Source organism: Paraburkholderia sp. J67, from assembly GCF_905220265.1.
Classification (GTDB): domain Bacteria; phylum Pseudomonadota; class Gammaproteobacteria; order Burkholderiales; family Burkholderiaceae; genus Paraburkholderia.
The window spans coordinates 24,295-48,587 of the sequence record NZ_CAJMZK010000001.1; the positions used below are offsets into that span (position 1 = coordinate 24,295).

A 24,293-nucleotide genomic window follows, 5' to 3' on the forward strand; every position below is an offset into this window, starting at 1 on the left:
CCCAGTTTCACGGCCGCAAAAAAGCGGCCCGCGCTCGATGGCGCGGGCCGCTTTTTCGTTTGCATGATTCGATAAGGATGCCGTATCGAATTCAGGCGATCGTGTCCACCACGCCGCCATCCACACGCCCATCCACACGCAGCGCCGCGCCCGTGGTGGCGCAGGCCTGCACCGGGCAGACATAGACCACCCTGTCGATTTTTCGCTGCGCGCAACGCTTGCGTTTTATTTCAATCGATATAGAATGCGCAGTAATGTATCGGTTGATATAGAAAAGCGAGGAAAGCAAACATGTCAGCGACACCGTCCACTCTCGGCGTAAACACGCCGAACCGCCTCGATGCGCAGGCGCTCTTTGCGACGCTCGCCGGGCTATGCGGCAGTTTCGTTGCCATCGGCCTTGCGCGCTTTGCGTACACGCCGCTGATTCCGGCGCTCATTCAGGCGCACTGGTTCACGTCTTCGCAGGCCGTCACACTCGGCGCGGCGAATTTCGCGGGCTATCTGCTGGGCGCGCTGCTCGGCCGTCCGATTGCGCATCGGCTCGGCAATCGTCACGCGCTGCGCGCGCTCATGGCGATGGTCACACTGGCATTTTTTGCCTGCGCGTTTCCACTTTCGGTCAGCTGGTTTTTCGGCTGGCGGCTCGTCTCCGGCGTGGCGGGCGGCGCGATCATGGTGCTCGTGGCCACGTCGATCCTGCCGCACGTGCCTGCAGTGCGACGCGGCTTCGTGAGCGGCATGATCTTTCTGGGCCTGGGTCTGGGCATTGCCGCGTCGGGCACGGTGATTCCCTGGTTTCTCCACTATGGCCTGCGCGTGACGTGGATGGGTCTTGGCGCCATCGCCTTGCTGCTCACGGCCATCAGCTGGCTGGGCTGGCCGCGCGCCGATGCGCCCGTGGCATCGATTGCGCCGGCTTCGGCCAGCGGGCATCACGGCCATGCGCAACCGACGGCAGCACTGCGCGTGCTGTACGGTCAGTACGCCGCGAATGCGCTCGGTCTCGTGCCCGCAATGGTGCTGCTGGTCGATTACGTGGCGCGCGGTCTTGGTCAAGGCGCGGCTCACGGCGCACATATCTGGGTGCTGTACGGTATTGCTGCGATTGCCGGGCCGATCCTGTGCGGGCAGGTGGCGGATCGCATCGGCTTTCGTTTGACATGGCGGTTCGCACTCCTGATGCAGGCGGTTGGCGTGGCGCTGCTCGCACTGTCGAGCAATGCTATGGCGATCGTTGCGGCTACGTTGATACTCGGCGCGTTCACGCCTGGCGTCGTGCCGCTTGCGCTCGGCCGTATCCACGAACTGATTCCGCACGATCATCTGGAACAGCGCGCTGCATGGAGCCGCGCGACCACGGCCTTCGCGCTGTTCCAGGCGCTGGGTGGTTATGGATATTCGTATCTGTTCTCGCACACGCATGAGAACTATGCGCTGATCTTCACGTGCGGTGCGGTTGCGTTGATGCTCGCGTTCCTGGTGGATTTGTTTGCAAGCAAACGCCGGACTTAAGCGCCCCTGTTATTTGTTCCGTTCCTTGAAACGCCCGCGTGCCTCGTGCAAGCGGGCGTTTTCGTTTATTCGAGGCGTGTGCGGGCCTCATCGATTGATCCGACGAAATGCGGGCGTCATCGCCATCGATCATGGCGATTCCGGTCAACAGTGTGTTTCATTAAGTCGCATTGTAGTCCATAACTACGACTCATAGAATCGCAGTTATGCGTTGCGACGGCGTAGCGCGTTTTCCAGATGCGGTGGTTCGAGACCTGCCGGTCTCACGCAACGATCTACAGGAGTGGAACATGTCGAAGCGAATTCTGATTGTCGGGGCCGGTTTTGCCGGTATGTGGAGCGCGCTGAGCGCAGCGCGTCTGATCGACGAAGCTGGCCGTGCCGATGTCGAAATCGCGCTGATCGCGCCGGATCCGCATCTGCATGTGCGTCCGCGTTTGTATGAAGAAGGTCCGGCCAACATGAAGGCGCCGCTGTCCGAAATCTTCGACGCGGTGGGCGTGAAATTCGTGCAAGGCACGGTCGAGCAGATTCATACGGATCGCCGCGAGGTGCAAGGGCAGGATGCGCAAGGCCGCGCCTTCACGATGGCCTACGACCGTCTGGTGCTGGCCACAGGCAGCAAGCTGTTCCGCCCCGAGATTGCCGGGCTGGCCGAGCACGCGTTCAGCGTCGATCAGATCGACGAAGCTGCGGCGCTCGAAACGCATATCCGCAATCTGGCGCAACAACCCGACACGCCCGCGCGCAATACCGTCGTGGTGGCGGGCGGCGGCTTCACGGGTATCGAAACGGCGGCGGAAATGCCGGCGCGTCTGCGTGCCGCGCTTGGCGAGAACACGCCGGTGCGCGTGATCGTGGTGGAGCGCAACGAGGCGATCGGCCCCGATCTCGGGCCGGGTCCGCGTCCCGTTATCGAGACCGCGCTGCGCGATCTGGGCGTGACCTGGCAATTGGGGCAGGGCGTTGCGGCCGTCGACGCGCAAGGCGTGACGATCGCCGACGGCACGCGCATCGAATCGAACACGGTGATCTGGACGGCGGGCGTGCGCGCGAGTGCGCTGACCGCGCAGATTCCCGCGCGTCGTGATGCGGCGGGCCGTCTCTACGTGGACCGCAATCTCGCAGTGGAAGGCGTGCCCGGCGTGTTTGCGACCGGCGACGTCGCCAGCGCGGCCACCGACGACGAAGGCAACCGCACGCTGATGTCGTGCCAGCACGCGATGAATCTGGGTCGCTCGGCGGGGCACAATGCGGCCGCCGATCTGCTCGGTCTCGAATCGATCGCATATAGCCAGCCGAAATACGTGACCTGTCTCGATCTTGGCCCGTGGGGCGCGGTTTATACGGAAGGTTGGGAGCGCGAAGTAAAAATGAGCGGCCTGGAAGCCAAGCAGCTCAAGACCCGTATCAATACCGAATGGATCTATCCGCCGCGCGCGGAGCGTGAAGAGGTGTTCGCCAGCGCCGATCCGCGTCGGATCGTGGTGGCGTAAGCGGGTTTAGTTAGCCACCCGGTCGCAATGAAAAACGAGGCTCCCTGAGGAGCCTCGCTTTTTTACGTCCGTTTTTTACAGGCGTTGTATTACACACGATCGCTGCGCCGGTTCGCGGCGCGTTCCGTGAACCACTGCACCACGTGCTTGCCGTGGTTCGCAGGCGCCTTGGAGTGCGCGCGCGCGGCGAGATCCGCCAGGGTGTGCTTTTTCAGCTCCTCGCGCATGCTGCGCTCGGCGGCCTGCATGACCGCGTGAATCGAGCATGTGCCGCGCGTGGCCCATGCAGGCGCGGCGTCGTCGAACAACGCACATTGCGAGCGGATTTCGCGGCAATCGAATAGCGCTTTCTCGCCGTCGATGGCTTCGACGACGTCGTGCACGGTAATGGCCTGTGGCGCGCGCGCGAGCGCGAAGCCGCCACGGATGCCCTCGGTGGCCGAAACGAGTCCGGCCTTGGCGAGGCGCGTGAACAGCTTGGCCGCGTAATCGACCGAAACGCCCTGCATTTCGGCCAGATCGCGCACGCTCGCTTCGCGCACGCCTTCGGGGTCCGCGAGATAGAGCAGGCAGTGCAAACCGTACTCGACGCCGGTGCTGATGTAAGACATGGCTATACCACGACTAAATGAATCGGAGTTATAAGGGTATCACGGCGGGGCGATGCGCGCAGGCTCGCGCACACGAATGTACGCGACGATAAAGAGTGCTCAATGCGCGGCGTTGCCCGGCAGCAGTCCGAGCAACGTGAGCGCCGGAGCAACGGCGCCGGTGAGCCATTCGCGTTCGGGATGGATGCGCGCGAGCACGCGCAGCCCCATCAGAACCGCGAGCAGATGCTGGGCCGCTTCCGTTGCGCCGACGGTCTTCGCGATTTCGCCGCTGCGCTGGCCGGCTTCCACACAGCGCAGAAAAAAGTCGCGGATCTGCGTGAGTTCGGCCGCGATGGCGTCGCGCAGTTCGTCGTCGTCGGGGGCCGCTTCGAGCGCGGAATTCACCATCAGGCAGCCACGTTTGCCCGGATCGTCGAGCGAGCGCTGCACGGTCTCGGCGAAGAAGCCCGCGATGGCCGTGCCCGGCGTGGCGGCGGCTTCGTGCCGCACGAGACGCTCGCGCAGCGAATGCTCCAGGTAGTGATCGAGCACGCGCAGGAACAGGGCGCGCTTGTCGCCAAACGCGTTATAGAGGCTCGGTTGGGTGAGGCCCGTGGCCTTCACGAGGTCGCGCGTGGACGTGCCTTCGAAGCCGCGTGCCCAGAACGCGCCGCAGGCGGCGTCGAGTACGCTGATTTCGTCGAATTCGCGGGGGCGGCCCATTTCCAGCTCCGTCAGGTGGGAATGGGTCATTTTAGATCAATTGATATGAAATGTCCGCACCCGGATCAAATCCGGTCAACCGATCCCCATTTCCGGATCGCTGATGCTGTCCTTGCCGGTTTCCAGCCGGCCCGCGAAGCGGCGTGTCACGCCGTTTTCCGCGCTCAGCGTGAAGTCGTACCAACCGCCCGAGGCGTCGAGCGGCCAGCTCTGTTCGGCGTGGCCATGCGCGGGCACGGTGGCCGTCCAGGGCGCGTCGCTGCGATAGGCGTTCGGCTTCACGCTACAGGCGGCGCTGTCGCGCCCGCTGTTGCCGATCGCGAGCGTTAAAACGTTACGCGCCGTGTCGTAACCCAGGCGCGCTTCGGGATTCGGGCCGCGCAGCGCCGCGCCCAGGTCGCCCGTGAAGCCGCGATGAAAGCCGTTCGGCCCGAGCACCCAGAGATCGTAGCGGCCATTGTCGGCGGCTTCGGGCGTCCAGTCGTCGGCGAGTTGCTTGCCCGCTTCGACCGTGTAACGGCGCGGCATGCGCTCGAGATGCAATTTGTCGTAGACGTGAAAGACCGCGCCCGCGCGGCCTTCGTTGACGAAGGCGAGGCGCACGTCGCGCCGCCGCGCATCGACGCTCGCATGCACGTGCAACTGGTAGGGCAGCGCGCGCGAAGGCCGCGCGAAGCGCGCCTGGCGCGGCATGGTCTGATCGGCGACGGCCGGCAGCGGCACCGCCTTGAGCTTGCTCTGCTGCGCGTTGAGCGCATCGGCGGCAGCCTTGCTGGGTGCCGGGAACGATGTCGCAAATTTTTCGTTAGGCGTGCTGAAATTGAGCGTAGAGGTCAGGTCGCCTAACACCGCGCGCCGCCACGCGCTGATATTGGGCTCTTCCACGCCAAAGCGTTTCTCAAGAAAGCGTAGTACCGAAGTGTGGTCGAAGGTTTGCGAGTTGACGAACCCGCCCGTGCTCCACGGCGAAATCACGAACATCGGCACCCGCGGGCCAGGTCCAAAAGGCAGACCGTCTGGCGTAAGGGGCTTTTCGTCGCCGGGCGGGTTGGGCATCGTGAAGTATTCGTGCTTCGTGCTGACCGTGGATTTGCCCGCATAGCTGCCGTCGGCGTTGGGCGAGGGCGCATCGGGCGGCGGCACGTGATCGAAAAAGCAGTCGTTTTCGTCGTACATCACGAACAGTACGGTCTTGCTCCACACCTCGGGGTTGGCCGTGAGCGCGTCGAGCAATTGCTGGATGTACCACGCGCCCTGGTTCGGCGTGGACACGGCAGGGTGCTCGCAATAGGCCTGCGGCGAGACGATCCAGCTCACCTGCGGCAGGCGGCTGGCGGCGATATCGTCCTTGAGCGCCTGCAAAAAGCCGCCGTCCGGCATCGTATTGCCGATGCCCTTGTAAAGCGGCGCGGCCGCTTCGAGTTCCGGGGTCCACGGCGCATTGGGCGCGCCGCTGATCGCTTCATGCACCTTGCGGAAGGTCGCGAAGCCGCAGAGCGGATTGTCGTTGTAGTTGTCGGGCTGATTCTCGTAGACCTTCCAGCTCACGCCGGCCTTTTGCAGACGCTCGGGATAAGTGGTCCATTTCAGCCCTTTTTGCGAGGCGTCGAGCCAGTCCCAGCCGTTGTTGTTCACCACCGCATACTGCTCGTCGCTGGCTGGGCCGTTGGTGCCGGTCCATAGAAAAATGCGGTTCGAATTGGTGCCGCCGTGCAGCGAACAATGCCAGGCGTCGCAGATCGTGAACGCATTCGCCAGCGCGAAGTGAAACGGCAGATCGGCGGCGTCCAGATAGCCCATCGAGACGTCGCCCTTCGACTTCGGCCATTGCGTCATGCGGCCGTGATCCCATGCGCTGTGAGCGTCGAGCCATTCGTGCGCGCCGCCCGCGAGCAGCGCGTTGCCCTTGTTCTTGTCGAGGTGAAAGGGCAGCACGCTGCGCGAGCCGTCGCTCTGCTGCCAGACGCTGGCGCCCTGGGGCTGCGGTATCGTGATGCGGTCGCCGAAGCCGCGCACGCCCGGCAAGGTGCCGAAGTAGTGGTCGAACGAGCGATTCTCCTGCATGAAGATCACGACATGCTGAACGTCCTGAATCGTGCCGGTGACGTTGTTGGCCGGAATCGCGAGCGCGCGGCGGATGGCGGGGGGGAACAGCCCGAGCGCGGTGCCCGCGGCGGCGGCGCGCAGAAAATGACGGCGATCCTTCGAGGTCATGGTGCCAGCTCGTTCCGGGGCGGGTGGGTCATGGTGCTGTCATATCGTACCCGGAACGCGCGGTGCCCACCGCGCGAGTGTGCGCGGCGGTAGCAGGAACATTATTTCGTTTTACGAATCATTGTTGAAGGTCGCTGCCACATCGGCGTGTTGCGCATCGAGCATGCCCATGAATGCCGCAATCAGGCGCGCATTCGTACGGCTCTTGAGGTGATAGAGATATTCGTGCATCACGGGGCCGTCGGGTTCGATCGGCACGCTCGCCAGCGACGCGCCGCGCGGCACCTCGCCGGCGGGCATGAGCGAGCAGCCCAGGCCGTGGCGAATCGCCTCGCAGATCGCCTCGCGGCTGCCGATTTCGATCAGCGCGGCGGGCCGGACGTCACGACGCTTGAGCGCGGCCTCGGTAGCGTCCCGCGTGCGCGAGCCCGGTTCGCGCAACAGCAGCGTTTCATGCGCGAGCACGCGCAGGTCGGTGCTAGTCCGTCGCGCGAGCGCATGCGTCGGATCGACCACCAGCACGAGTGAATCGGTGGCGAGGCGATGGCGCGTGAGCGTCGGGTCATCGACGCGATTCGAGGAAACGGCGACATCGACGCGATAGTCCATCAGCGCGTCGAGCACTTCCTGCGAGTTGCCGACCTCCATGCCGATCTGCACATTCGGATAGCGGCGGCGGAACGCGGCCACGGCGGGAAGGATGTAATAGGGGCCGGTCGTGCCCAGACGGAAGCTGCCTGCATCGAGCGTGCGGCCGTCGCGCAGCGCGCAGTCGATCGCGAGTTCGCTTTCCATCAGCCGGTCGATCAGCGGCATGAGATCGGCGCCCGTCTGCGTGAGTTCGACCCGACTGCCGCGCCGATGGAACAGCTCGACGCCGTAGTGTTTTTCGAGCTGCTGGATGCGCGCGGTGACGGTAGGCTGGCTGATCGAGAGATGCCGCGCGGCGGCGGTAATGCTGCCGTGCCGGACAGTTTCAAAGAACGCGGCGACGAGCGGCGCGAGTTGCGGGGCGAGCATAGGCAATGAACGGCAAATGGCATCGACTCTACCGTGCGCGCACGACAGTTTCGTTAAGCGGGAAAGATGCTGCGAACATGCAGCGGGCATCAGGATTGCGCCACGCGTGGATGGAGCGCATCCGCGCTTTCTCGCACAGAACATAAGCCAGGAGGTTCGCCATGAACGATCAGCGCAAGCAGACGGCGCAGACCCCGCAGCAGGAGGATGACGCCAAGGTCAAGCATCCACGGCACGAAGGCGGCGAGCCGGTGGCGGCGAAGCATCCGCACGAGCCGCGCTCGGTCGGCGTGCAGGGGCATGAAGATCTGGAACGCGGTCTCGAAGATACCGACCGCCGCGGCGGCGACGCCTATCAGGAACGCACGCAAAATGACGCGCAGGCCAATCGCAATACGCGTGCGAAAAGCCACGGCGGTTCATCGGCTAAAGACCATTGAGCGGCGCGAAACGCGCGTGCTGCGCGCGTTTCGTGAAGGCATCAAGGCGCAGCGATGCGATGGAGAATATCGAGCAGTTGCGAGACCGCGAAGGGCTTGCGCAGGAAGCCGACCACGTCGGCATCGGCGGGCAGCGTTACGAGCGCCGAGACCAGCACCAGCGGCACGCTTGCGAGCGTGCTATTGCGGCGCATCTCGCGCATCAGCGAGAGGCCATCCATATGCGGCATCATGCAGTCGGAGATGACCACATCGGGCGGGTCGGCCAGGGCGCTCCTGAGCGCGACGGTGCCGTCTTCGGCCGTCCTGACCCGGTAACCTTCCTGCCCCACCAGTTCCTTCAGGGCATTCAATGCGTTGATGTCGTCGTCGACGAGTAAAACGGTAGCCATACGTCGTTTATCTGAGCGGCGCGCATCGCCTGCTGGGGTGGCTGGGGTCACCGCGGCGAGCGCGCCCTTGTTCTTCGCGATCCTTTGACTGTTCTCGCGGCGGCCGCAGCCGCCCGAGTCCGGCGTTCGCCCGGCGCCGGGCGGTTTTTGCGCAATTTCCATTCCCGAAGATTTCGTCTGGTTCATGGTGCGCCTCCCTGAGTAGCTTCAGCGCGGGACTTCGCGGCGCGGTTGCGCGCTCGTATCGTGCCCCGCGACGATCGAGGCCGAGACCTCGGCAAAACTGCCGAAGGCTTCGTCGGGCAGGCGCCGCAGCGCTTCCAGCACGTCGGCGGCGGCGCCCGCCTGTTCGGCCGCATCGATCAGCGTTGGAGGATGCGCGGGATACGACACGGCGTCGACGGCGCGCTGCACGCGATCGAGCAGGGCTTCACGCGGATTGTCAGGCGCGGACGAGGAAGGAACCGGAGCGGTAGACATGGATGTCTCCTGCGAGTGACTTACCCATTACCGAGCAGATGCTGTTCCCGTCTGTCTTGATGACACTGTGCGCGATGCTTCAATGCAAATAGCGTCGAACATCATGCGAATTAGATGCGCGCGCAATCGATTCATGGAAATTGTCGAAAAGGAAATCGGAATAAATTACTTCTTATGCCAATGCGATATTCAACCCACCGTTGAAATGCATAAATTCCCAGTCCGAAACGATCGTTTTAAAATTTCTGCCGTAAACTGATGTGAGCCCGTTTTCGTCCGCACCCGGCGTGCGAATCGAGGCGCAGCTCCCAGGCCCTGCGTTGTGCGCCGTTCATGCTAGATCCGGTCAATATCCTTCTCGTCACGGTGCTCTCGAGCATCATGAGTCTCGCCATTCTCGGTTCGCTGCGCCCCGCAGGCATTCCGGGCGTGAGCCGCTGGATGGGCGCCTATGTCTGGGCGAGCGCGGCGCTCGTGCTCACGGGCATGCAGCGCATGGGCATGCCGTTCTTCACGGTCCTCGTGCCGAATACCTTGCTCGCCATCGCGGTGACGCAGGTGCTGGAGGGCTGCCGCGAATTCTTCGGCTTGAGCCCGCGCGTGCCGCTCGCATGGGCCGGTTGCGCCGCGGTCGCGGCGGGCATCGCCTGGTGGTATTGGGTGGAGCCCAGTCTCGCTGTGCGCATCGCGCTGGTCTCGGCGTTCCATGCGTCGATCTATGCGGCGATCGGCGGGATGGCGCTGCGCTACCGGCCGCCGGGCCGTCCCGTCTATAGCTATCGCTTTGTCACCTGCTCGGCGTGGCTCGGCGCCTGCGCGCACGGTCTGCGCGGCATCACCTATGGCACGGGGCTGATCGAGCAGAAGACGTTGCTCGCTGTCACGCCGCTCAATGTCGTCTGGCTTGCCTTGGGGATTCTGGTGCTGCCGGCGTTATCGATCGGCATGGTCCTGCTCGCGCACGATCGCATGGCCGAACGGCTGGAGCATCTTGCCAACCGGGACGAGCTTACCGGCGCACTCACGCGCCGGGCCTTTGTCGCGCAGGCGGGTGCGTTGCTCGATGCCGCGTGGGCGAAGAACACGCCTGTCGTGCTCGCGATCCTCGATATCGACCACTTCAAGGCCATCAACGATCACTACGGTCATGCCGCAGGCGATCGCGCACTCGCGCATTTCGGTCGCGTAGTGGCGACCGGCGTGCAGGAAAAGGACCTGTTCGGGCGGCTAGGCGGCGAGGAATTCGCGCTGCTGTTCCCGGCGATCGCGCGCGAGGACGCGGTGATGCGTCTGGATGCGCTGCGCGTGGCGGCGCTCGCGGTCCGGCGCGGCGGCGATATACCGTTGCATGCGCAAGCAGTGCAGGAAGGCCCGGCTGCGCATGCGGGTCTGACATTCAGTGCGGGCGTGGATGTCCTGCAAACCGGCGATACCCTGGCCGGTCTCATGGCGCGCGCGGACGCAGCGCTTTACGAAGCGAAAACACGTGGGCGTAATCGCGTGGTGACGGCGTAACCCACGCCGCGACCTATTGCCGGCGTCATAAAAATTCAAATAGCGACCGGCAGAATTCTCCCTGGTGAGGGGTTTCATCGAAGTGAAGCCTGTCCCAGGAGTGCGAATCCATTGATGCGTTGCGGCGCCTTTTCGGGCCTGTCGAGTCGATGGCGCCAGCCTGTCTCCTGACTGGCAATCATGCGCAGTGAATGCCGACAAGCCTCCCCGTAAAACACTGCAACAGAGCGCAATCGTTTCACTATGCATGCTGCATGGCGATGCAATTGAAATCGGTCACGTCACTGTTTTTAAACGATAATTATCAAAATGTGCAGGTGACGTTCCACGCAACGTTCATTCAGGCCGGCCGCGCCTTGCCATCTGCGCGCCGCTGTAACAGGCACTGCATTCTTCGGGCAGACGTCTCTTCCTTGGTACCCAGTGACGATCACGCGAAGCGCGATCCATGCGGATGTCGAGGCGCCCGCCCACGGCGTCAAGCGAGTCCATTCGCCTGCGAGACCGCTGCCCCTTGTGCGCGTTCGAGCGAATGTTCATGCGCATGGATCTGCTCCCATGCGCCCGCCCGCCGCACGTATCGAAGGGAGACGGCGCATCACCGACCGCGTTGAAAGGTCCGCTGCGCCGAGAGGTTCCGCGCGCTGTAGTGCGCCGCGCATGTCCGCACGCGTCCGTGCTGGTGCCCACGTAGCCCATGCACGCGGGCGTGGGCATGCCCGCTGGCGCAGCCGGCGCGGGCCCCATCTTCACTCGCGCGCGATGCGCGCGTCCATCCGTCATCGTCTTTTTTGCATTCAACCGCCCTTGGCCGGTGTGTCCGCGCGAACGTCGTTCGTGCGCGTCACGCCTGCCTGGGCCTATTACCGGCCAGCCATCCCAGCGGTTCTCTGACAGGCAGTCGCCCGCGGGGAGGCGGCCATCAACCACCAGGAGCCTAAGATGCAAGTTGCTAATAATAATTGGCGGGATGCGCACAACAACGACGCCGAATTGCCGGCTTTCCTCGCTGCGCGCGTAGACCGCTACTACGGGGAGCGGGTTCAGCAGAGCTGGGCGGGCGGGCACATCATGAAGGGCCGCGTGCCCGATGCGCACGCGCTGCATTTGTCGAGCAACGACTATCTGTCGATCGCACGCCATCCAGAGATCATCGAGGCGATGTCGAGAAGCATCCGCAGCGAGGGCAATGGCCTGCTGATGTCGGGCGTGTTCCTGCACGGCGACGATTGTCCGCAGTTGCAGCTCGAAGACCGCTTTGCCCGCTACATGGGCGCGCAAGCGAGCGTCTTGTGCCAGTCGGGGTTCGCGGCCAATACCGGGCTGATCCAGTCGATCGCCAATGCACAGACGCCGGTGTACGTCGACATGATGGCGCATATGTCGCTCTGGGAAGGCATCCGCAGCGCGGGGGCCAAGGCGATCAGTTTCTTCCACAACGATGTCGAGCATCTCGAACAGCGCATCCAGCGCTACGGGCCTGGCATCGTGATCGTCGATTCGGTGTACAGCACGAATGGCAGCGTGTGCCCGCTGCAAGCGTTTGCGGAAGTGTGCGCGGAGCACGACTGCGTGTTCGTGGTGGACGAATCGCATTCGCTCGGCACGCACGGGCCACATGGCGCGGGTCTCGTTGCCGAACTGGGTCTCACGGATCGCGTGCATTTCCGCACGGCGAGCCTGGCGAAAGCGTTTGCCGGCCGCGCGGGGATCGTCACGTGTTCGCGGCGGTTTCAGGAGTACTTCAAGTGCGAGGCCTTGCCGGCCATCTTCAGCTCGACGCTGTTGCCCCATGAGACGGCGGGCCTTGCGGCCACGCTCGAAGTGATCGAGCGCGACGACTGGCGCCGCACGCGTGTGGCGGCGAATGCACGCTATCTGCGTTCGCGGCTCGAGGAACTCGGCTACAACCTCAACGGCAGCGAGACGCAGATCATCGCGCTCGAAGCCGGGCCGGAGCCGCAGACCATCGTGCTGCGCGACGCGCTGGAGGCGCGCGGCATCTTCGGTTCGGTGTTCTGCGCGCCGGCGACGGCGCAGAACCGCTCGCTCGTGCGGCTCTCGATCAGTGCGGCGTTGTCCGGGACGGAGCTGGAGCGCATCGTGGACGTTTGCGAAGCGATTCGCGATGAAGTGCAGATGTGGAACTGGCCGTCCACGCGCCGTCTGATGGAGCGCGGCGCGGGCCGTGCGCGCGTGCGGCAGGCACCGGCGCTGGTGAGTCTGCCGGTGGCCGCGTGAGGTAAGGGAGGCGGGCGGCGTGCCGGGCTTAGTGCGAGTCCCACGCCGCCTGGATTTCGCGGTCGAGGTGCTGCAAATAGGCGTCGTAGGGCAGCACGTTATCGAGCGCGAGGCCCGCGGGCTTCTTCACGATGGCGTAGGTATAGCGTCGTTCGCCTACGAATACCGATGCGGGATGCATGTGAGGCTGCCATTCGACGCACTGCGCGGGATAGTAGCCCTCGGTACGCCAGAAGTAGGGGATACCGCGGTGGCTGTCGAGTTCGGCGAGAAACGAAGCGGGCGCACCCTGCTCGACGGCGATCTCGCGCACGCCGCGCAGCGACGCGTCCGTATGCAGGATCAGCAGATACGCGGTGCCCTGCGCATCGAACATCAACAGACCGTGCGGCTGCCAGGAGAGATAGTGCTCGACGATGCCGAGCGATTCGAATATGCCCTGCACATGTTTCGCCAGGCTGCCGTCTTTGAGAAACGCATATTCGGACACGGCGAGCGCGTCGAGCACCGCGCCGCAGGTCTTGTCGAAGAACGCGGCCTGCATGTCTCGAATCGTCTGGTTCAGCGTTTCGATCGCGTCGGCTTCATGTTTGCGGATGAAGCGGTCGATCACGCCTTCGTTGAAGCTTTTGACTGCCACATGCTCGTCGGCCTTGCCGGTAAGCACGATTTTCTTGAGCGCCGGATTGTCGAGACGGCGGCAAAATTCAATGCCATTCAACTCGGGCATGTCGTAATCCACCACGACGACCGAAACCGATTCGAAACGCGCGGGGCGGTGCACGAGCGAGCGAATGGCGTCCACGCGCATGGCGATAACCTGATGCGCATCGTTTTCTTCGGTGCGATCCAGATAGGGGCTGAAGATGGGCGAGGCGGGCTGGTCCTGTGCTGCGCGGCCGTTCAGAAAGCGCAGCGCCTCCGTGGGCGAATTGAAGAGACGGAACGCCAGTTCGGGGTCGAGTTGCAGGCTCAGATTCGACAGGAAGGCCGCGCTGTCGTCGACGAAGGCGGCGGTGGTCGGCCAGGAAAGAGGCTGAATGGACTTCGGAGTGGCTTTCGTCATGGCGCAGGGAATGTCAAAACGAACTCGGTGTACTTGCCTTTCACCGAAGAGCAGGCAATTGTTCCTCCCATCGCTTGCATGACATCGCGGCAGAATGCCAGCCCGATTCCTGCTCCGAGCGACACGTCATCGGTGGTCGTGGAGGAAGTATAAAAGCGGGTAAAGATATGCGGCAAGACTTCAGATGAAATACCGGCGCCTGTATCGCTAAAAATCAGCCGATTAGTGCGATTGGTGCGATTGGCCACTTCGAGCCGGATCGAAATATGCGCGCCTTCGATACTGCCCATATGCCGGAATGCATTTTTCATCAAATTGAATAACACATGGACTGTGAGCATTTCCGATCCGGCAAATTCGAAATCGGGTCGCAAATTGCAATGCACGCGCGCGCGGTCGCCCTCGCGAAACGGATAACGCGCGAGCGCGGTTTCGACGCAGTGCGCAATCGAGCATTGCGTTGCGTTTTGCATGTTCCCGCCCGTAAACCGCGCCGTGGCGAGCAACATGTCGATGATGGCGTTCGAATGCAGCGCTTCCTGTTCGATGCGGCCCACGACGCCCTGCATCGAATGCAGATGCGCCACGCGTATTTTGGGCACCGTCAGGCGGCTGCGCTGGGCGAGCGCGTAGGTGTCGAGCAGCGCGGGCAGATAACGCATGAGGCCCGCCGCGCCCACGCGAATCGCCACGAGCGGCGTGCGCAATTCGTGCGCGACGCTGCCCGCCGTCGCCAGCATGGCGCGCTCCTGTTCGATCTGGATGCGGTCCTGGTCGTAGTTGGCCACGGCGCCGATCGCCACGGCGAACGAGAAGATCGCCAGATGCGTGAGGTAGTTCGCGTTGAGCACGATCGGATCGGTCGTGAGCACATAGGCGAGCAGTGCGAGGCCGATACCCACGAGAAACTGCAATACGAGCATGAGCCAGTCGAGCAGCAGCACCATCACGAAGGCGGCGATCAGCGCGCTCTCCACCCACACGTCGTTGCCGTTGTTCTTGAGCAGCATGAAGGTGAAGAAAAACGGCAGCGCAAACAGTGTGGCGAGATACCAGTACCAGGGCAGCAGCTTTTTGGCGGAAGCGGGCCAGCGCTCGAAGGCGAGGATCGGCACGAACAGCGCCGCGCCGATCAGACGCAGCCAGAGATTTTCATAGGGCTGCGGAAAGAGGTCTTTCCAGACGTAGTAGTAAAGCGGAAAGCCGATACTCGCGACCACTGCAAGCGGGCGCATGCGCCGCTTCACATACTGAAGGTTGCGCAGCGCAGGCGCGAATGCACGCGCCATACGCGGTTTCAGCGACGCCCAGCCGTGCCGCGCGCGCGACGTAAATCTCGATACGTTCTTCAGGGTGGAATCGCTCATGTTTCGATGCCGGAATTCGATGCCGCGTGGGTCGTCGCCTGGGGTGCATTGCGCGGGCTGACGTGCACGGGTAGACGTGCCATTCCGGCCTGCTGTTTCGTGCGGCCCGGAGGTTTCCCCGTGGTTGTTCTGCTGGCGCGCCGCATGCGCCGTGGCCGCGTTGCGTCTGGCGCGGCCAGTGCAGACGATACCTCATTGTGACGCGCCGATGTGGCATGGCCAGGGCGTCAGGAGCATATTTTGGCATGTCGCACGCGAGGCGGCGGGAGGGCGATGCGATGTGCATCGAATGGTCTGCGGATTGGGGCCGTGAGCCGGAGCGGGCAGGGATGCGGCGCCGCTGGCGTTCAGGCCTTCACACGTTCACGCTTTCATGGCCGCCGCCTGGCATTGCTCGCGCAGACGATAGCGCTGGATCTTGCCCGTGGCGGTCTTGGGCAGATCGTCCACGAACAGGATGTCGCGCGGTGTTTTATGCGGCGCGAGGCGCGCCTTCACGAATGCCTTGAGCATCAGGGCGAGTTCGGCCGGGGGCGCCTGCATCGCGCGTGCTTCGGGCTTGAGCACCACGAATGCGCAGGTCTTCATGAGCCCGTCCTGATCGACGCCGACCACGGCCGCTTCGAGCACGATCTCGTGCTGCACGAGCGCCATCTCGACTTCGATCGGCGAGACATATTGACCGCTGACCTTGAGCATGTCGTCGCTGCGGCCCGCATAGACGTAGCAGCCGCCGGGCAGGCGCCGGTACTTGTCGCCGCTCTTGACCCAGTCGCCCTGGAAGGTCGCGCGCGACTTCGCGCGATTGCTCCAGTACATCACGGCCGCGCTCGGGCCGCGGATAAAGAGGTCGCCGATTTCGCGCGGCAACGCCTCGCCCGCCGAGGTGCAAATGCGTAGCGCGACCTCCGCACGCGCGGGGAGGTCAGGCGAGGCCATCATGCCCGCATAGAGCGTGGGCACGCCGTAGAAGATGGTGGGGCGGTACTGGACGAGGCGCGCGAACACGGCTTGCGCGGTTGGGCGCTCGGCCATCAGGACCGTCGTTGCGCCCACGGACAGCGGAAACGTCAGCGCGTTGCCCAGGCCATAGGCAAAGAAGAGCTTGGCGGCGGAGAACACCACGTCGTCTTCGCGAATGCCAAGTATCGGTTTGGCATAGGTTTCGACAGTCCAGTAGAGATTGGCGTGGGTATGGACCGTGCCCTTGGGCTTGCCCGTCGAGCCCGATGAATAGAGCCAGAAGGCGATATCGTCGCTGCCAGTGTGGGCGGCGCGCGCGGCTGGCGGCGCGCTTTCGACGAGTTCATGCAGCACGTGATGCTCGCGTGCCAGGGGCACGTCGGGCACGTCGGACAGCGGTTGCGAAATCACGAGCAGGCAATCGGCGCATTCCGGCTGGTCGAGTGCGGCACTCACGACGGGCACTAGCGCGCCCGAGGCAATCACGAGCCGCGCGCGGCTGTGGGTGAGCATATAAACATAGTCGTCGGCGGTGAGCAGCGTATTGACGATCACGGGCACGACGCCGGCATGCAGTGCGCCGAGAAAGGCAACGGGCAATTCGACCGTGTCGAGCATCACGAGCAGGATGCGTTCTTCGGCGCGCATGCCGAGTGCGCGCAGCGCGGCGGAAAAGCGCAAGGCGCGCGTTTCGAGTTCGCCGTAACTGAGCGTGCCTTGGTCGTCGATATAGGCGATTTGGGTCGCGCGCACAGCATTGAGACTGAACAGATGTGCAGCGAAGTTGAATTGAGCGGGCGGGGGCGCTGCCTGGATATCCACGTTGCTGTCTCCGCTGTTTCTGGTTCACCCGCGTTGCGGGCGAACGGTTGTCGTTGTGAGCGCTACGATCCAGAGCGATTCGAAACGATACGGAATGCCTGGTAAATTGTCGTTTGCCCGCATTCGAGGGGCTTCGCCCTGTCGCTCGCGCCGGTCACATGAAATGTTGAGCAAGGGTGGATGTCTGAACAGGGTTTGTCGGCGAAGCGACTTTTGACGGAAAATCAGGGGCAAGCAAAGTGCGTGTCAAGCACTATAGTACATAAAACCGGGTTGAGAGGCCTCTGAAGATGAAGCAAACGTACATCGCCGAATCGTCGGCGAACGACGTGACGGACCCTGCGCTGGCCCGCGAGGGGGCCGACGCAGCCAGCGGCGCGCGCAGCGAGCGCGATCCTTTCCTGACGGCGATGGGCGAGCGTGTGCGCATGCTGCGCGCGCGTCGCGGCATGACGCGCAAGGCGCTGGCCGCCGAAACCGGCCTTTCCGAGCGCCATCTGGCGAATCTGGAATCGGGGGTGGGCAACGCCTCGGTGCTGGTGCTGCGGCAGATCGCGCTCACGCTGAATTGCCCGCTGGCGGAAGTGATCGGCGACGTCACGACTTCATCGGCGGAATGGCTGCTCATCCGCGAACTGCTACAGGGTCGCGATCCGGCTGCGTTGCAGCGCGCACGCGTCGCGCTGGCCGACATGTTCTCGCAGACGCCGGCCGATCCGCATCGCAACGAGCGCATCGCGCTCATCGGCCTGCGTGGTGCGGGCAAGTCCACGCTCGGCCGCATGCTCGCGCAGGAGCGCAAGGTGCCGTTCGTCGAGCTGACCCGTGTGATCGAGCAACTGGCGGGCTGCCCGCCGGCGGAAATCCATTCGCTCTACGGTGCGAGCGCGTATCGCCGTTATGAGCAACGCGCGCTGGATGCCGTAATCGCGGAACATCCGCGCGCCGTGATCGCTTCGCCGGGCGGCATCGTGTCCGAGCCCGCGACCTTCAATACCTTGCTGGCGCGCTGCTTCACGGTCTGGCTCCAGGCTGCCCCCGAAGAGCATATGCGTCGTGTGATCGCGCAAGGCGACCTGCGTCCGATGTCGGGCAACAATGAGGCGATGGACGATCTCAAACGCATTCTGGCGGGGCGCAGCGAACTTTACGGACGCGCCGACATGCGCTACGACACCAGCGAAAAGACACTCGCCGATGCCTATCTGCAACTGCGCGACCGGCTGGCGGCGCGGCTGGGTGCGGAGCCGGTGCGCCTCGACTAACGAGGGGGTGGGCGGCGATGCATTGGTTTTCATGGTTTACCCATTGAACGCTAAAACATGAATTAAAGTGCTTTACATGAGTGGGATGCTGCACTATCGTTCAAGGAAAACGAGAGGCACATTCCCGTAACGATCCCGATACCGGAGACGCTCATGGCCGCCGCAGACATCGCCGTTGCCCAATCGTCCGTCCTGCCGGTTTCTGACTCTCCTGCATCGGCCCGCTCCCAGCGGGTCGACTATCGCACTGACCCCTCGCAATACCGCCACTGGACCCTGCGCCTCGACGGCGCCGTTGCCACGCTCGGTATCGATGTCGCGGAAGACGGCGGCATTCGCGAGGGCTATAAACTCAAGCTCAACTCGTACGATCTGGGCGTCGATATCGAGCTCTACGACGCGCTGCAACGGATCCGCTTCGAGCATCCCGAGGTGCGCAGCGTGGTCGTCACGAGTCTCAAAGAGCGTGTGTTCTGCTCGGGCGCCAACATCTTCATGCTGGGCTTGTCCACGCATGCCTGGAAGGTCAACTTCTGCAAGTTCACCAACGAAACGCGCAATGGCATCGAGGACGCCTCGCGCCATTCGGGCCTGAAATTCATTGCCGCCGTCAACGGCGCGTGTGCGGGCGGCGGTTATGAACTCGCGCTCGCCTGCGATGAAATCCTGCTCGTGGACGACCGCTCGTCGACGGTCGCGCTGCCTGAGGTGCCGCTGCTCGGCGTGCTGCCCGGCACCGGCGGCCTTACGCGCCTCACCGATAAACGCAAGGTCCGCCACGATCGCGCCGATATCTTCTGCACCGTGGCCGAAGGCATTCGCGGCGAACGCGCGAAGGCGTGGCGGCTCGTGGACGACGTGGTCAAGCCGAACCGCTTCGCCGAAGCGGTGCAGTCGCGCGCGCTCGCGCTAGCCGCACAAAGCGACCGTCCCGCGAACGCGCAGGGCGTTGCGCTCACGCGCATCGAGCGCGTGGAGCACGAACATGGCCTGAGTTACGCGACGCTCGACGTGACGATCGACCGCGCGAAGCGCACGGCCACTTTCACGGCGAAGGCACCGGATCTTGCGGCATCGCCGTTGCCCGACGGGATCGACGCCATCGTGGCCGCTGGAGCGGCATGGTGGCCGCTGCGCTTCGCGCGCGAACTCGACGATGCGATCCTCTCGATGCGTAGCAACGAACTGGACATCGGCACGTGGATACTCAAGACCCAAGGCGAAGTGCGCGCTGTGCTGGCCATCGACGCGGCGTTGCTTGCGCACCGCGATCACTGGTTCGTGCGCGAGACCATTGGCATGTTGCGCCGCACGTTTGCGCGCCTGGACGTGTCTTCTCGTTCGCTGTTCGCGCTCATCGAGCCAGGCTCCTGCTTCGCGGGCACGCTGGCCGAACTCGCGTTCGCCGCCGATCGTAGCTACATGGCAGCGCTGCCGTCGAACGAAGACGACGAGCCAGTTATTACGCTATCCGAAGCAAATTTCGGGCTGTATCCGATGATCACGCATCAGTCGCGTCTCGCGCGCCGTTTCTACGAGGAAGCCGAACCGCTCGACGCGGCGCGTGCGCGGCTCGGCCAGCCGGTCAAACCCACCGAAGCGGAAGCGCTCGGCCTCGTGACCGCCGCACCCGACGACATCGACTGGACCGACGAGATCCGTATCGCGCTGGAAGAGCGCGCGGCGATGTCGCCCGATGCGCTCACGGGCCTCGAAGCGAATTTGCGCTTCAACGGCCAGGAAACGATGGAAACGCGCATTTTCGGGCGGCTCTCTGCCTGGCAGAACTGGATCTTCAATCGACCCAACGCCGTGGGCGAGAAAGGCGCGCTCAAGGTGTACGGCAAGGGCAGCAAGGCACAGTTCGACCCCACCCGCGTCTGAGTCACGCTTGGAGCCGCAAGGAACCGACATGTCGACCATCAACTACAGCGAAAAGATTCCGAACAACGTCAACCTTGCCGATGACCGCACGCTCCAGCGCGCGCTGGAGCAATGGCAGCCGAACTTCCTCTCGTGGTGGGGCGATATGGGCCCGGAAGGCTCGCACGGATTCGACGTCTATCTGCGCACGGCCGTGAGCGTGGATTCGGGCGGCTGGGCGCATTTCGATCACGTGAAAATGCCCGACTATCGCTGGGGCATTTTTCTCGCGCCGAGCGAGGCGGATCGCAAGATTCACTTCGGCGCGCACAAGGGCGAGCCCGCATGGCAGGACGTGCCGGGCGAGCATCGTGCGAACCTGCGCCGCATCATCGTCACCCAGGGCGATACTGAGCCCGCCTCGGTCGAACAGCAGCGCCATCTCGGCCTGACTGCGCCGTCCATGTACGACCTGCGCAATCTCTTTCAGGTTAACGTGGAGGAGGGCCGGCATCTCTGGGCAATGGTGTATCTCCTGCATCGCCATTTTGGCCGGGATGGTCGTGAGGAAGCCGAAGCATTGCTGGAGCGACGTTCGGGCGACGAAGACAATCCGCGTATTCTGGGCGCGTTCAACGAAAGGACGCCGGACTGGCTGGCGTTCTTCATGTTCACCTATTTCACGGATCGCGATGGCAAGTTCCAGCTGTCGGCACTCGCGGAGTCGGGCTTCGATCCGCTCGCCCGCACCACGAAGTTCATGCTGACCGAAGAGGCGCACCATATGTTCGTGGGCGAATCGGGCGTCTCGCGCGTGGTGCAGCGCACGGCGCAGGTGATGAACGAACTCGGAACGGATGACGTGAGCCGCTTGCGCGCGGCCGGGGTGATCGACCTCGACACGATCCAGCGCTACCTGAATTTCCACTACTCGGTGACGATCGATCTGTTTGGCGCCGACCATTCGTCAAATGCCGCGACGTTCTACAGCGCTGGCCTCAAGGGCCGCTACGAGGAGACGAAGCGCGACGACGATCATCAGCTCGAAGGCCAGACGTATCGTCTGCTCGACGTGCAGGACGGCAAGCTGGCCGAGCGCGACGTGCCGATGCTCAACGCCATGAACGAGGTGCTGCGCGACGATTACATCAAGGACTCGGTGGCGGGGGTGAACCGCTGGAACAAGGTGCTGGAAAAGGCGGGTATCGACGCTCGGCTGAGTGTGCCGCACAAGGCCTTCAACCGGCGCATCGGCACGTTCGCGGGCGTGCGCGTCGCCCCGGACGGCCGCGTGATCGACGAGGCGCATTGGGCCGCGAACGAGGCGAACTGGCTGCCGACGCCGGCGGATCGCGCTTATGTGGCCTCGCTCATGGGGCGCGTGATAGAGCCGGGCAAGTTCGCCAACTGGATCGCGCCGCCTGCGATGGGCGTCAATCGTCAGCCGGTCGATTTCGAGTATGTGCGCTTTGATTGACGCTTTGGTCGACGATTGAGGCACGCGGGGAGGACGTTATGAACGGACCAGTCGCTGAGCACCTACTCCGGCAACATCTGATCGACCCTGAGATCTGCATTCGCTGCAACACCTGCGAAGAGACTTGCCCGATCGACGCGATTACGCACGACGGCGTCAATTACGTCGTCAAGGCGGAGGTCTGTAACGGCTGCATGGCCTGCGTGCCGCCGTGCCCGACGGGCGCAATCGACAACTGGCGCAATGTGCCGCGCGCGCAAGCGTACAGCATCGACGATCAGTTCGGCTGGGATGCGTTGCCTGCGCAGTCTGTGGCAGTGAACGCGCCCGCTGCGGAAGCGGCTGCGCACGACCCAGCGCCGGCCACGTCCGATATCGTGCGCGGCTCGACGGTGCCGCCCTGGTCGGCGGCGCGGCCCTATGTTCAGCTATACACGCACAAGGCGCCAGCGAGAGCGATCGTAGTCGGCAATTACCGGCTCACGGATACCTCGGCGCCAAGCGATATCCACCATATCGTGCTCGATTTCGGCGCAGTGGCGTTTCCTGTGCTCGAAGGCCAGTCGATCGGCATTCTGCCGCCCGGTACGCGTGCCGATGGCCACGCGCATCACGCGCGCCAGTATTCGATCGCCAGTCCGCGCGATGGCGAGCGGCCCGGCTACAACAATATTTCGCTCACCGTGAAGCGCGTGACGCGCGACCACGGCGGCAACGCTACGGACGGCGTGTGCTCGAATTACCTCTGTGACCTGCACAAAGGCGATGAGGTGACGGTGATCGGCCCGTTCGGCAACACTTTCCTGATGCCTAACCATCCGGGCTCGCATCTGCTGATGATCTGCACGGGCACCGGTTCCGCGCCCATGCGTGCGATGACGGAGTATCGGCGGCGTCGCCGTCTCGAAGGCGCGGCAGGCAAGCTCATGCTGTTCTTCGGCGCGCGCACAAGAGAAGAGTTACCTTACTTCGGACCACTGATGACATTGCCGAACGATTTCATCGACACGAATCTGGCCTTTTCGCGCACACCGGGCCAGCCGAAGCGCTATGTACAGGACGCCATGCGCGAGCGCGCCGTGGACGTTGCGCAACTGCTCAAGGACGGCAACACCCATGTCTATGTGTGCGGACTCAAAGGTATGGAGGAGGGCGTACTGGCGGCGCTAGGCGACATCGCCCAGGCGCACGGCATGGTCTGGGCGACGCTATGGGACGAACTCAAACGAGAGGGCCGACTGCACCTCGAAACGTATTGATCGGCAGCGCAGGGATACCACGCAAGAAGCATTTAAGCACGATCGTTCGTAACAAGGTAGGATGTCGGCATGGCGCGCTACCGGGACTTCGATCCGGCCCCTGCTGCGCACGCTCAACCGATGGAGACCTTTGCCAAATGAACCTCGTTGCCGAACTTCCCGCTGGCCTGACCGGCCTCGAACAATTGCAGCAAATGCTGGCGAGCGGACGCGTCGCGCCCATCGGCGAAACGCTTGGCTTCAAGCTCGTTGAAGTGGAGGACGGCCGCGTGGTGTTCGAAGGCGTGCCCGGTCTGCACGCCTACAATCCGATCGGGACCGTGCATGGCGGCTACGCGGCCACGCTGCTCGATTCGGCCTGCGGCTGCGCGGCGCACTCGCGTCTCGCCGCGAATCAGGGCTATACCACGCTCGAGCTCAAGGTTGCCTACCATCGCGCGATGACGGCCAGCACCGGGCCGGTCCGCGCCGAAGGCCGCGTGCTGAGCATCGGCCGCCGTGCGGCCTTCACCGAGGCGACGATCAAGGACGCCGCCGGCAAGCTCTATGCGTCGGCTACGTCCACGCTGCTCGTGTTCGAGCGCGAGGCGAGCGGCGCCTGAAGCGTGCACGGCGGCGCAGGCTGCATCAGAGGGTGCCGTGCGCCTTGTCCTCGATGAGCTTCACGACCGTGTGCAGCAGACGGTTGGCCGGCGTGGCGATGCCGAGCGCCGCGCCGCGTTGCACGACGTAACCATTGAGATGATCGATCTCGCTGCGCTTGCCGCGCGCGAGATCCTGCGCCGTGGACGAATACTGCTCCTGCATGGTCTCGGCGATGCGACGCACGGCCTCGTCCACCTCGGGCGGCAGCGTCACGCCGTCGGCCTGTGCCACGGCTTTGCATTCGCTCACCACGTCGCGCATCGCCTCGCGCACGCCTACGCCCTGCACGAGCCGCCCATACGGCAGTTGCGCTATCGCCGAGAGCGCGTTGTACGCGCAGTTCAGGATCAGCTTGGCCCAGAGCGCGCCGCGTACATTCGCGGAGATTTCCGTCGGCACGCCAGCGGCGATCAGTGCCTGCGCAACGGCTTCGCTGCTGCGTGAAGGCTCGATCACCAGCTCGCCGCGCCCGTTGTGGCGCACATGGCCCGGGCCCGCCATTTCGCTCGCCACATACACGACGGCGGCGGCGACATCCTGTGTCACCGCCGTGCGCAGCCGCTCGGCATTGTCCACGCCGTTTTGCAGCGTGAGAATGAGCGCGTCGGCCGGCAGATGCGGCGCGATGGAGGCGCCGGCGCTGATCGTATCGGTCGACTTCACGCAGAACAGCACGAGCTGCGCACCGGCCACGGCGGATGCCTCGGTGCTCGCGCGCAGATGCGGAGCGCCGATGCGTTCGTCGAAGGTCTGCGTTTCGAGGCGCAGGCCATCGCGCCCGATCGCTTCGACGTGTTGGGGTCGCCCGATCAACACGACCTCGTGTCCCGCGCGCGCCAGCATGCCGCCGTAATAGCAGCCCACCGCGCCCGCCCCCATGATGGCGACTTTCATCTGCATGACTCCATGCTCAAGGTCGTTGCGTAATCAACGAAGT

21 protein-coding genes are annotated in these 24,293 nt (G+C 63.9%); 10 read left to right on the forward strand and 11 right to left on the reverse strand.

What is annotated here, in order from left to right; translation table 11 throughout:
* Positions 1 to 91: 91 nt before the first annotated feature.
* Positions 92 to 304, reverse strand: a complete 213-nt coding sequence (locus U5782_RS00125; RefSeq protein WP_322042546.1) for a hypothetical protein — start codon at positions 302 to 304, stop codon at positions 92 to 94.
* Between U5782_RS00125 and U5782_RS00130 the strand changes: the two genes are divergently transcribed.
* Positions 292 to 1,515, forward strand: coding sequence for a YbfB/YjiJ family MFS transporter (locus U5782_RS00130; protein WP_322041839.1), 1,224 nt, complete (start codon positions 292 to 294; stop codon positions 1,513 to 1,515). The genes U5782_RS00125 and U5782_RS00130 overlap by 13 nt on opposite strands.
* A gap of 290 nt (positions 1,516 to 1,805) precedes the next feature.
* Positions 1,806 to 3,011: an NAD(P)/FAD-dependent oxidoreductase gene (locus tag U5782_RS00135; RefSeq protein ID WP_322041840.1), complete on the forward strand. Its 1,206-nt coding sequence runs from the start codon at positions 1,806 to 1,808 to the stop codon at positions 3,009 to 3,011.
* A gap of 89 nt (positions 3,012 to 3,100) precedes the next feature.
* Here the strand turns inward: U5782_RS00135 and U5782_RS00140 are convergent, their stop codons facing one another.
* The 4 genes from U5782_RS00140 to U5782_RS00155 all read right to left on the reverse strand — a co-directional run bounded on the left by U5782_RS00140 (position 3,101) and on the right by U5782_RS00155 (position 7,561).
* Positions 3,101 to 3,622, reverse strand: coding sequence for an Rrf2 family transcriptional regulator (locus U5782_RS00140; RefSeq protein WP_322041841.1), 522 nt, complete (start codon positions 3,620 to 3,622; stop codon positions 3,101 to 3,103).
* A 99-nt stretch (positions 3,623 to 3,721) separates the two neighbouring features.
* A complete protein-coding gene (locus U5782_RS00145; protein WP_322042502.1) occupies positions 3,722 to 4,327 on the reverse strand; it encodes a TetR/AcrR family transcriptional regulator in 606 nt (201 codons plus the stop codon).
* 75 nt (positions 4,328 to 4,402) lie between these two features.
* The gene (locus U5782_RS00150) at positions 4,403 to 6,541 is read right to left on the reverse strand and encodes a phosphocholine-specific phospholipase C (RefSeq protein WP_322041842.1); all 2,139 of its coding nucleotides are present in this window, start codon (positions 6,539 to 6,541) and stop codon (positions 4,403 to 4,405) included.
* A gap of 111 nt (positions 6,542 to 6,652) precedes the next feature.
* Positions 6,653 to 7,561 (reverse strand): LysR substrate-binding domain-containing protein, encoded by a 909-nt coding sequence (locus tag U5782_RS00155; protein WP_322041843.1) that lies wholly within the window; start codon positions 7,559 to 7,561, stop codon positions 6,653 to 6,655.
* Positions 7,562 to 7,722: 161 nt separating this feature from the next.
* Between U5782_RS00155 and U5782_RS00160 the strand changes: the two genes are divergently transcribed.
* A complete protein-coding gene (locus U5782_RS00160; RefSeq protein ID WP_322041844.1) occupies positions 7,723 to 8,001 on the forward strand; it encodes a hypothetical protein in 279 nt (92 codons plus the stop codon).
* A 41-nt stretch (positions 8,002 to 8,042) separates the two neighbouring features.
* Here the strand turns inward: U5782_RS00160 and U5782_RS00165 are convergent, their stop codons facing one another.
* Both U5782_RS00165 and U5782_RS00170 read right to left on the reverse strand, forming a co-directional pair.
* Positions 8,043 to 8,579: a response regulator gene (locus U5782_RS00165; RefSeq protein ID WP_322041845.1), complete on the reverse strand. Its 537-nt coding sequence runs from the start codon at positions 8,577 to 8,579 to the stop codon at positions 8,043 to 8,045.
* A gap of 21 nt (positions 8,580 to 8,600) precedes the next feature.
* Complete coding sequence (locus U5782_RS00170) at positions 8,601 to 8,873, reverse strand: DUF2795 domain-containing protein (RefSeq protein WP_322041846.1); 273 nt, start codon at positions 8,871 to 8,873, stop codon at positions 8,601 to 8,603.
* Positions 8,874 to 9,206: 333 nt separating this feature from the next.
* On the opposite strand from U5782_RS00170, the gene U5782_RS00175 reads away from it, so the two are divergent.
* Together U5782_RS00175 and cqsA are read left to right on the forward strand one after the other, a co-directional pair.
* The gene (locus tag U5782_RS00175) at positions 9,207 to 10,388 is read left to right on the forward strand and encodes a GGDEF domain-containing protein (protein WP_322041847.1); all 1,182 of its coding nucleotides are present in this window, start codon (positions 9,207 to 9,209) and stop codon (positions 10,386 to 10,388) included.
* A gap of 942 nt (positions 10,389 to 11,330) precedes the next feature.
* Positions 11,331 to 12,629, forward strand: a complete 1,299-nt coding sequence (gene cqsA / locus U5782_RS00180; protein ID WP_322041848.1) for an alpha-hydroxyketone-type quorum-sensing autoinducer synthase — start codon at positions 11,331 to 11,333, stop codon at positions 12,627 to 12,629.
* Between the two features lie 28 nt (positions 12,630 to 12,657).
* Here the strand turns inward: cqsA and U5782_RS00185 are convergent, their stop codons facing one another.
* The 3 genes from U5782_RS00185 to U5782_RS00195 form a co-directional block, all read right to left on the reverse strand.
* A complete protein-coding gene (locus tag U5782_RS00185) occupies positions 12,658 to 13,695 on the reverse strand; it encodes a response regulator (RefSeq protein ID WP_322041849.1) in 1,038 nt (345 codons plus the stop codon).
* Positions 13,692 to 15,062 (reverse strand): HAMP domain-containing sensor histidine kinase, encoded by a 1,371-nt coding sequence (locus tag U5782_RS00190; RefSeq protein WP_322041850.1) that lies wholly within the window; start codon positions 15,060 to 15,062, stop codon positions 13,692 to 13,694. The genes U5782_RS00185 and U5782_RS00190 overlap by 4 nt, the downstream gene beginning before the upstream one ends.
* Positions 15,063 to 15,425: 363 nt before the next feature.
* Positions 15,426 to 16,847, reverse strand: coding sequence for a benzoate-CoA ligase family protein (locus U5782_RS00195; protein ID WP_322041851.1), 1,422 nt, complete (start codon positions 16,845 to 16,847; stop codon positions 15,426 to 15,428).
* Positions 16,848 to 17,137: 290 nt separating this feature from the next.
* On the opposite strand from U5782_RS00195, the gene U5782_RS00200 reads away from it, so the two are divergent.
* From U5782_RS00200 to U5782_RS00220, 5 genes are all read left to right on the forward strand, one after another.
* On the forward strand, positions 17,138 to 18,112 hold the full coding sequence (locus U5782_RS00200; RefSeq protein WP_322041852.1) for a helix-turn-helix transcriptional regulator: 975 nt from the start codon (positions 17,138 to 17,140) through the stop codon (positions 18,110 to 18,112).
* Positions 18,113 to 18,265: 153 nt separating this feature from the next.
* The gene (gene boxC, locus U5782_RS00205) at positions 18,266 to 19,996 is read left to right on the forward strand and encodes a 2,3-epoxybenzoyl-CoA dihydrolase (protein WP_322041853.1); all 1,731 of its coding nucleotides are present in this window, start codon (positions 18,266 to 18,268) and stop codon (positions 19,994 to 19,996) included.
* 28 nt (positions 19,997 to 20,024) lie between these two features.
* A complete protein-coding gene (boxB, locus tag U5782_RS00210; RefSeq protein ID WP_322041854.1) occupies positions 20,025 to 21,452 on the forward strand; it encodes a benzoyl-CoA 2,3-epoxidase subunit BoxB in 1,428 nt (475 codons plus the stop codon).
* Between the two features lie 38 nt (positions 21,453 to 21,490).
* Positions 21,491 to 22,711, forward strand: a complete 1,221-nt coding sequence (boxA, locus tag U5782_RS00215; RefSeq protein WP_322041855.1) for a benzoyl-CoA 2,3-epoxidase subunit BoxA — start codon at positions 21,491 to 21,493, stop codon at positions 22,709 to 22,711.
* 137 nt (positions 22,712 to 22,848) lie between these two features.
* Positions 22,849 to 23,313, forward strand: a complete 465-nt coding sequence (locus tag U5782_RS00220; RefSeq protein WP_322041856.1) for a PaaI family thioesterase — start codon at positions 22,849 to 22,851, stop codon at positions 23,311 to 23,313.
* Positions 23,314 to 23,338: 25 nt separating this feature from the next.
* On the opposite strand, the gene U5782_RS00225 is transcribed toward U5782_RS00220, so the two are convergent.
* Positions 23,339 to 24,250 (reverse strand): 2-dehydropantoate 2-reductase, encoded by a 912-nt coding sequence (locus tag U5782_RS00225; RefSeq protein WP_322041857.1) that lies wholly within the window; start codon positions 24,248 to 24,250, stop codon positions 23,339 to 23,341.
* Positions 24,251 to 24,293: the final 43 nt, after the last annotated feature.

Bases quoted from the DNA above. Each gene is read 5' to 3' on its own strand.
- U5782_RS00130 (WP_322041839.1), top strand. From the start codon at position 292: ATGTCAGCGACACCGTCCACTCTCGGCGTAAACACGCCGAACCGCCTC.
- U5782_RS00135 (WP_322041840.1), top strand. From the start codon at position 1,806: ATGTCGAAGCGAATTCTGATTGTCGGGGCCGGTTTTGCCGGTATGTGG.
- U5782_RS00140 (WP_322041841.1), bottom strand. From the start codon at position 3,622: ATGTCTTACATCAGCACCGGCGTCGAGTACGGTTTGCACTGCCTGCTC.
- U5782_RS00145 (WP_322042502.1), bottom strand. From the start codon at position 4,327: ATGGGCCGCCCCCGCGAATTCGACGAAATCAGCGTACTCGACGCCGCC.
- U5782_RS00150 (WP_322041842.1), bottom strand. From the start codon at position 6,541: ATGACCTCGAAGGATCGCCGTCATTTTCTGCGCGCCGCCGCCGCGGGC.
- U5782_RS00155 (WP_322041843.1), bottom strand. From the start codon at position 7,561: ATGCTCGCCCCGCAACTCGCGCCGCTCGTCGCCGCGTTCTTTGAAACT.
- U5782_RS00160 (WP_322041844.1), top strand. From the start codon at position 7,723: ATGAACGATCAGCGCAAGCAGACGGCGCAGACCCCGCAGCAGGAGGAT.
- U5782_RS00165 (WP_322041845.1), bottom strand. From the start codon at position 8,579: ATGAACCAGACGAAATCTTCGGGAATGGAAATTGCGCAAAAACCGCCC.
- U5782_RS00170 (WP_322041846.1), bottom strand. From the start codon at position 8,873: ATGTCTACCGCTCCGGTTCCTTCCTCGTCCGCGCCTGACAATCCGCGT.
- U5782_RS00175 (WP_322041847.1), top strand. From the start codon at position 9,207: ATGCTAGATCCGGTCAATATCCTTCTCGTCACGGTGCTCTCGAGCATC.
- cqsA (WP_322041848.1), top strand. From the start codon at position 11,331: ATGCAAGTTGCTAATAATAATTGGCGGGATGCGCACAACAACGACGCC.
- U5782_RS00185 (WP_322041849.1), bottom strand. From the start codon at position 13,695: ATGACGAAAGCCACTCCGAAGTCCATTCAGCCTCTTTCCTGGCCGACC.
- U5782_RS00190 (WP_322041850.1), bottom strand. From the start codon at position 15,062: ATGAGCGATTCCACCCTGAAGAACGTATCGAGATTTACGTCGCGCGCG.
- U5782_RS00200 (WP_322041852.1), top strand. From the start codon at position 17,138: ATGAAGCAAACGTACATCGCCGAATCGTCGGCGAACGACGTGACGGAC.
- boxC (WP_322041853.1), top strand. From the start codon at position 18,266: ATGGCCGCCGCAGACATCGCCGTTGCCCAATCGTCCGTCCTGCCGGTT.
- boxB (WP_322041854.1), top strand. From the start codon at position 20,025: ATGTCGACCATCAACTACAGCGAAAAGATTCCGAACAACGTCAACCTT.
- boxA (WP_322041855.1), top strand. From the start codon at position 21,491: ATGAACGGACCAGTCGCTGAGCACCTACTCCGGCAACATCTGATCGAC.
- U5782_RS00220 (WP_322041856.1), top strand. From the start codon at position 22,849: ATGAACCTCGTTGCCGAACTTCCCGCTGGCCTGACCGGCCTCGAACAA.
- U5782_RS00225 (WP_322041857.1), bottom strand. From the start codon at position 24,250: ATGAAAGTCGCCATCATGGGGGCGGGCGCGGTGGGCTGCTATTACGGC.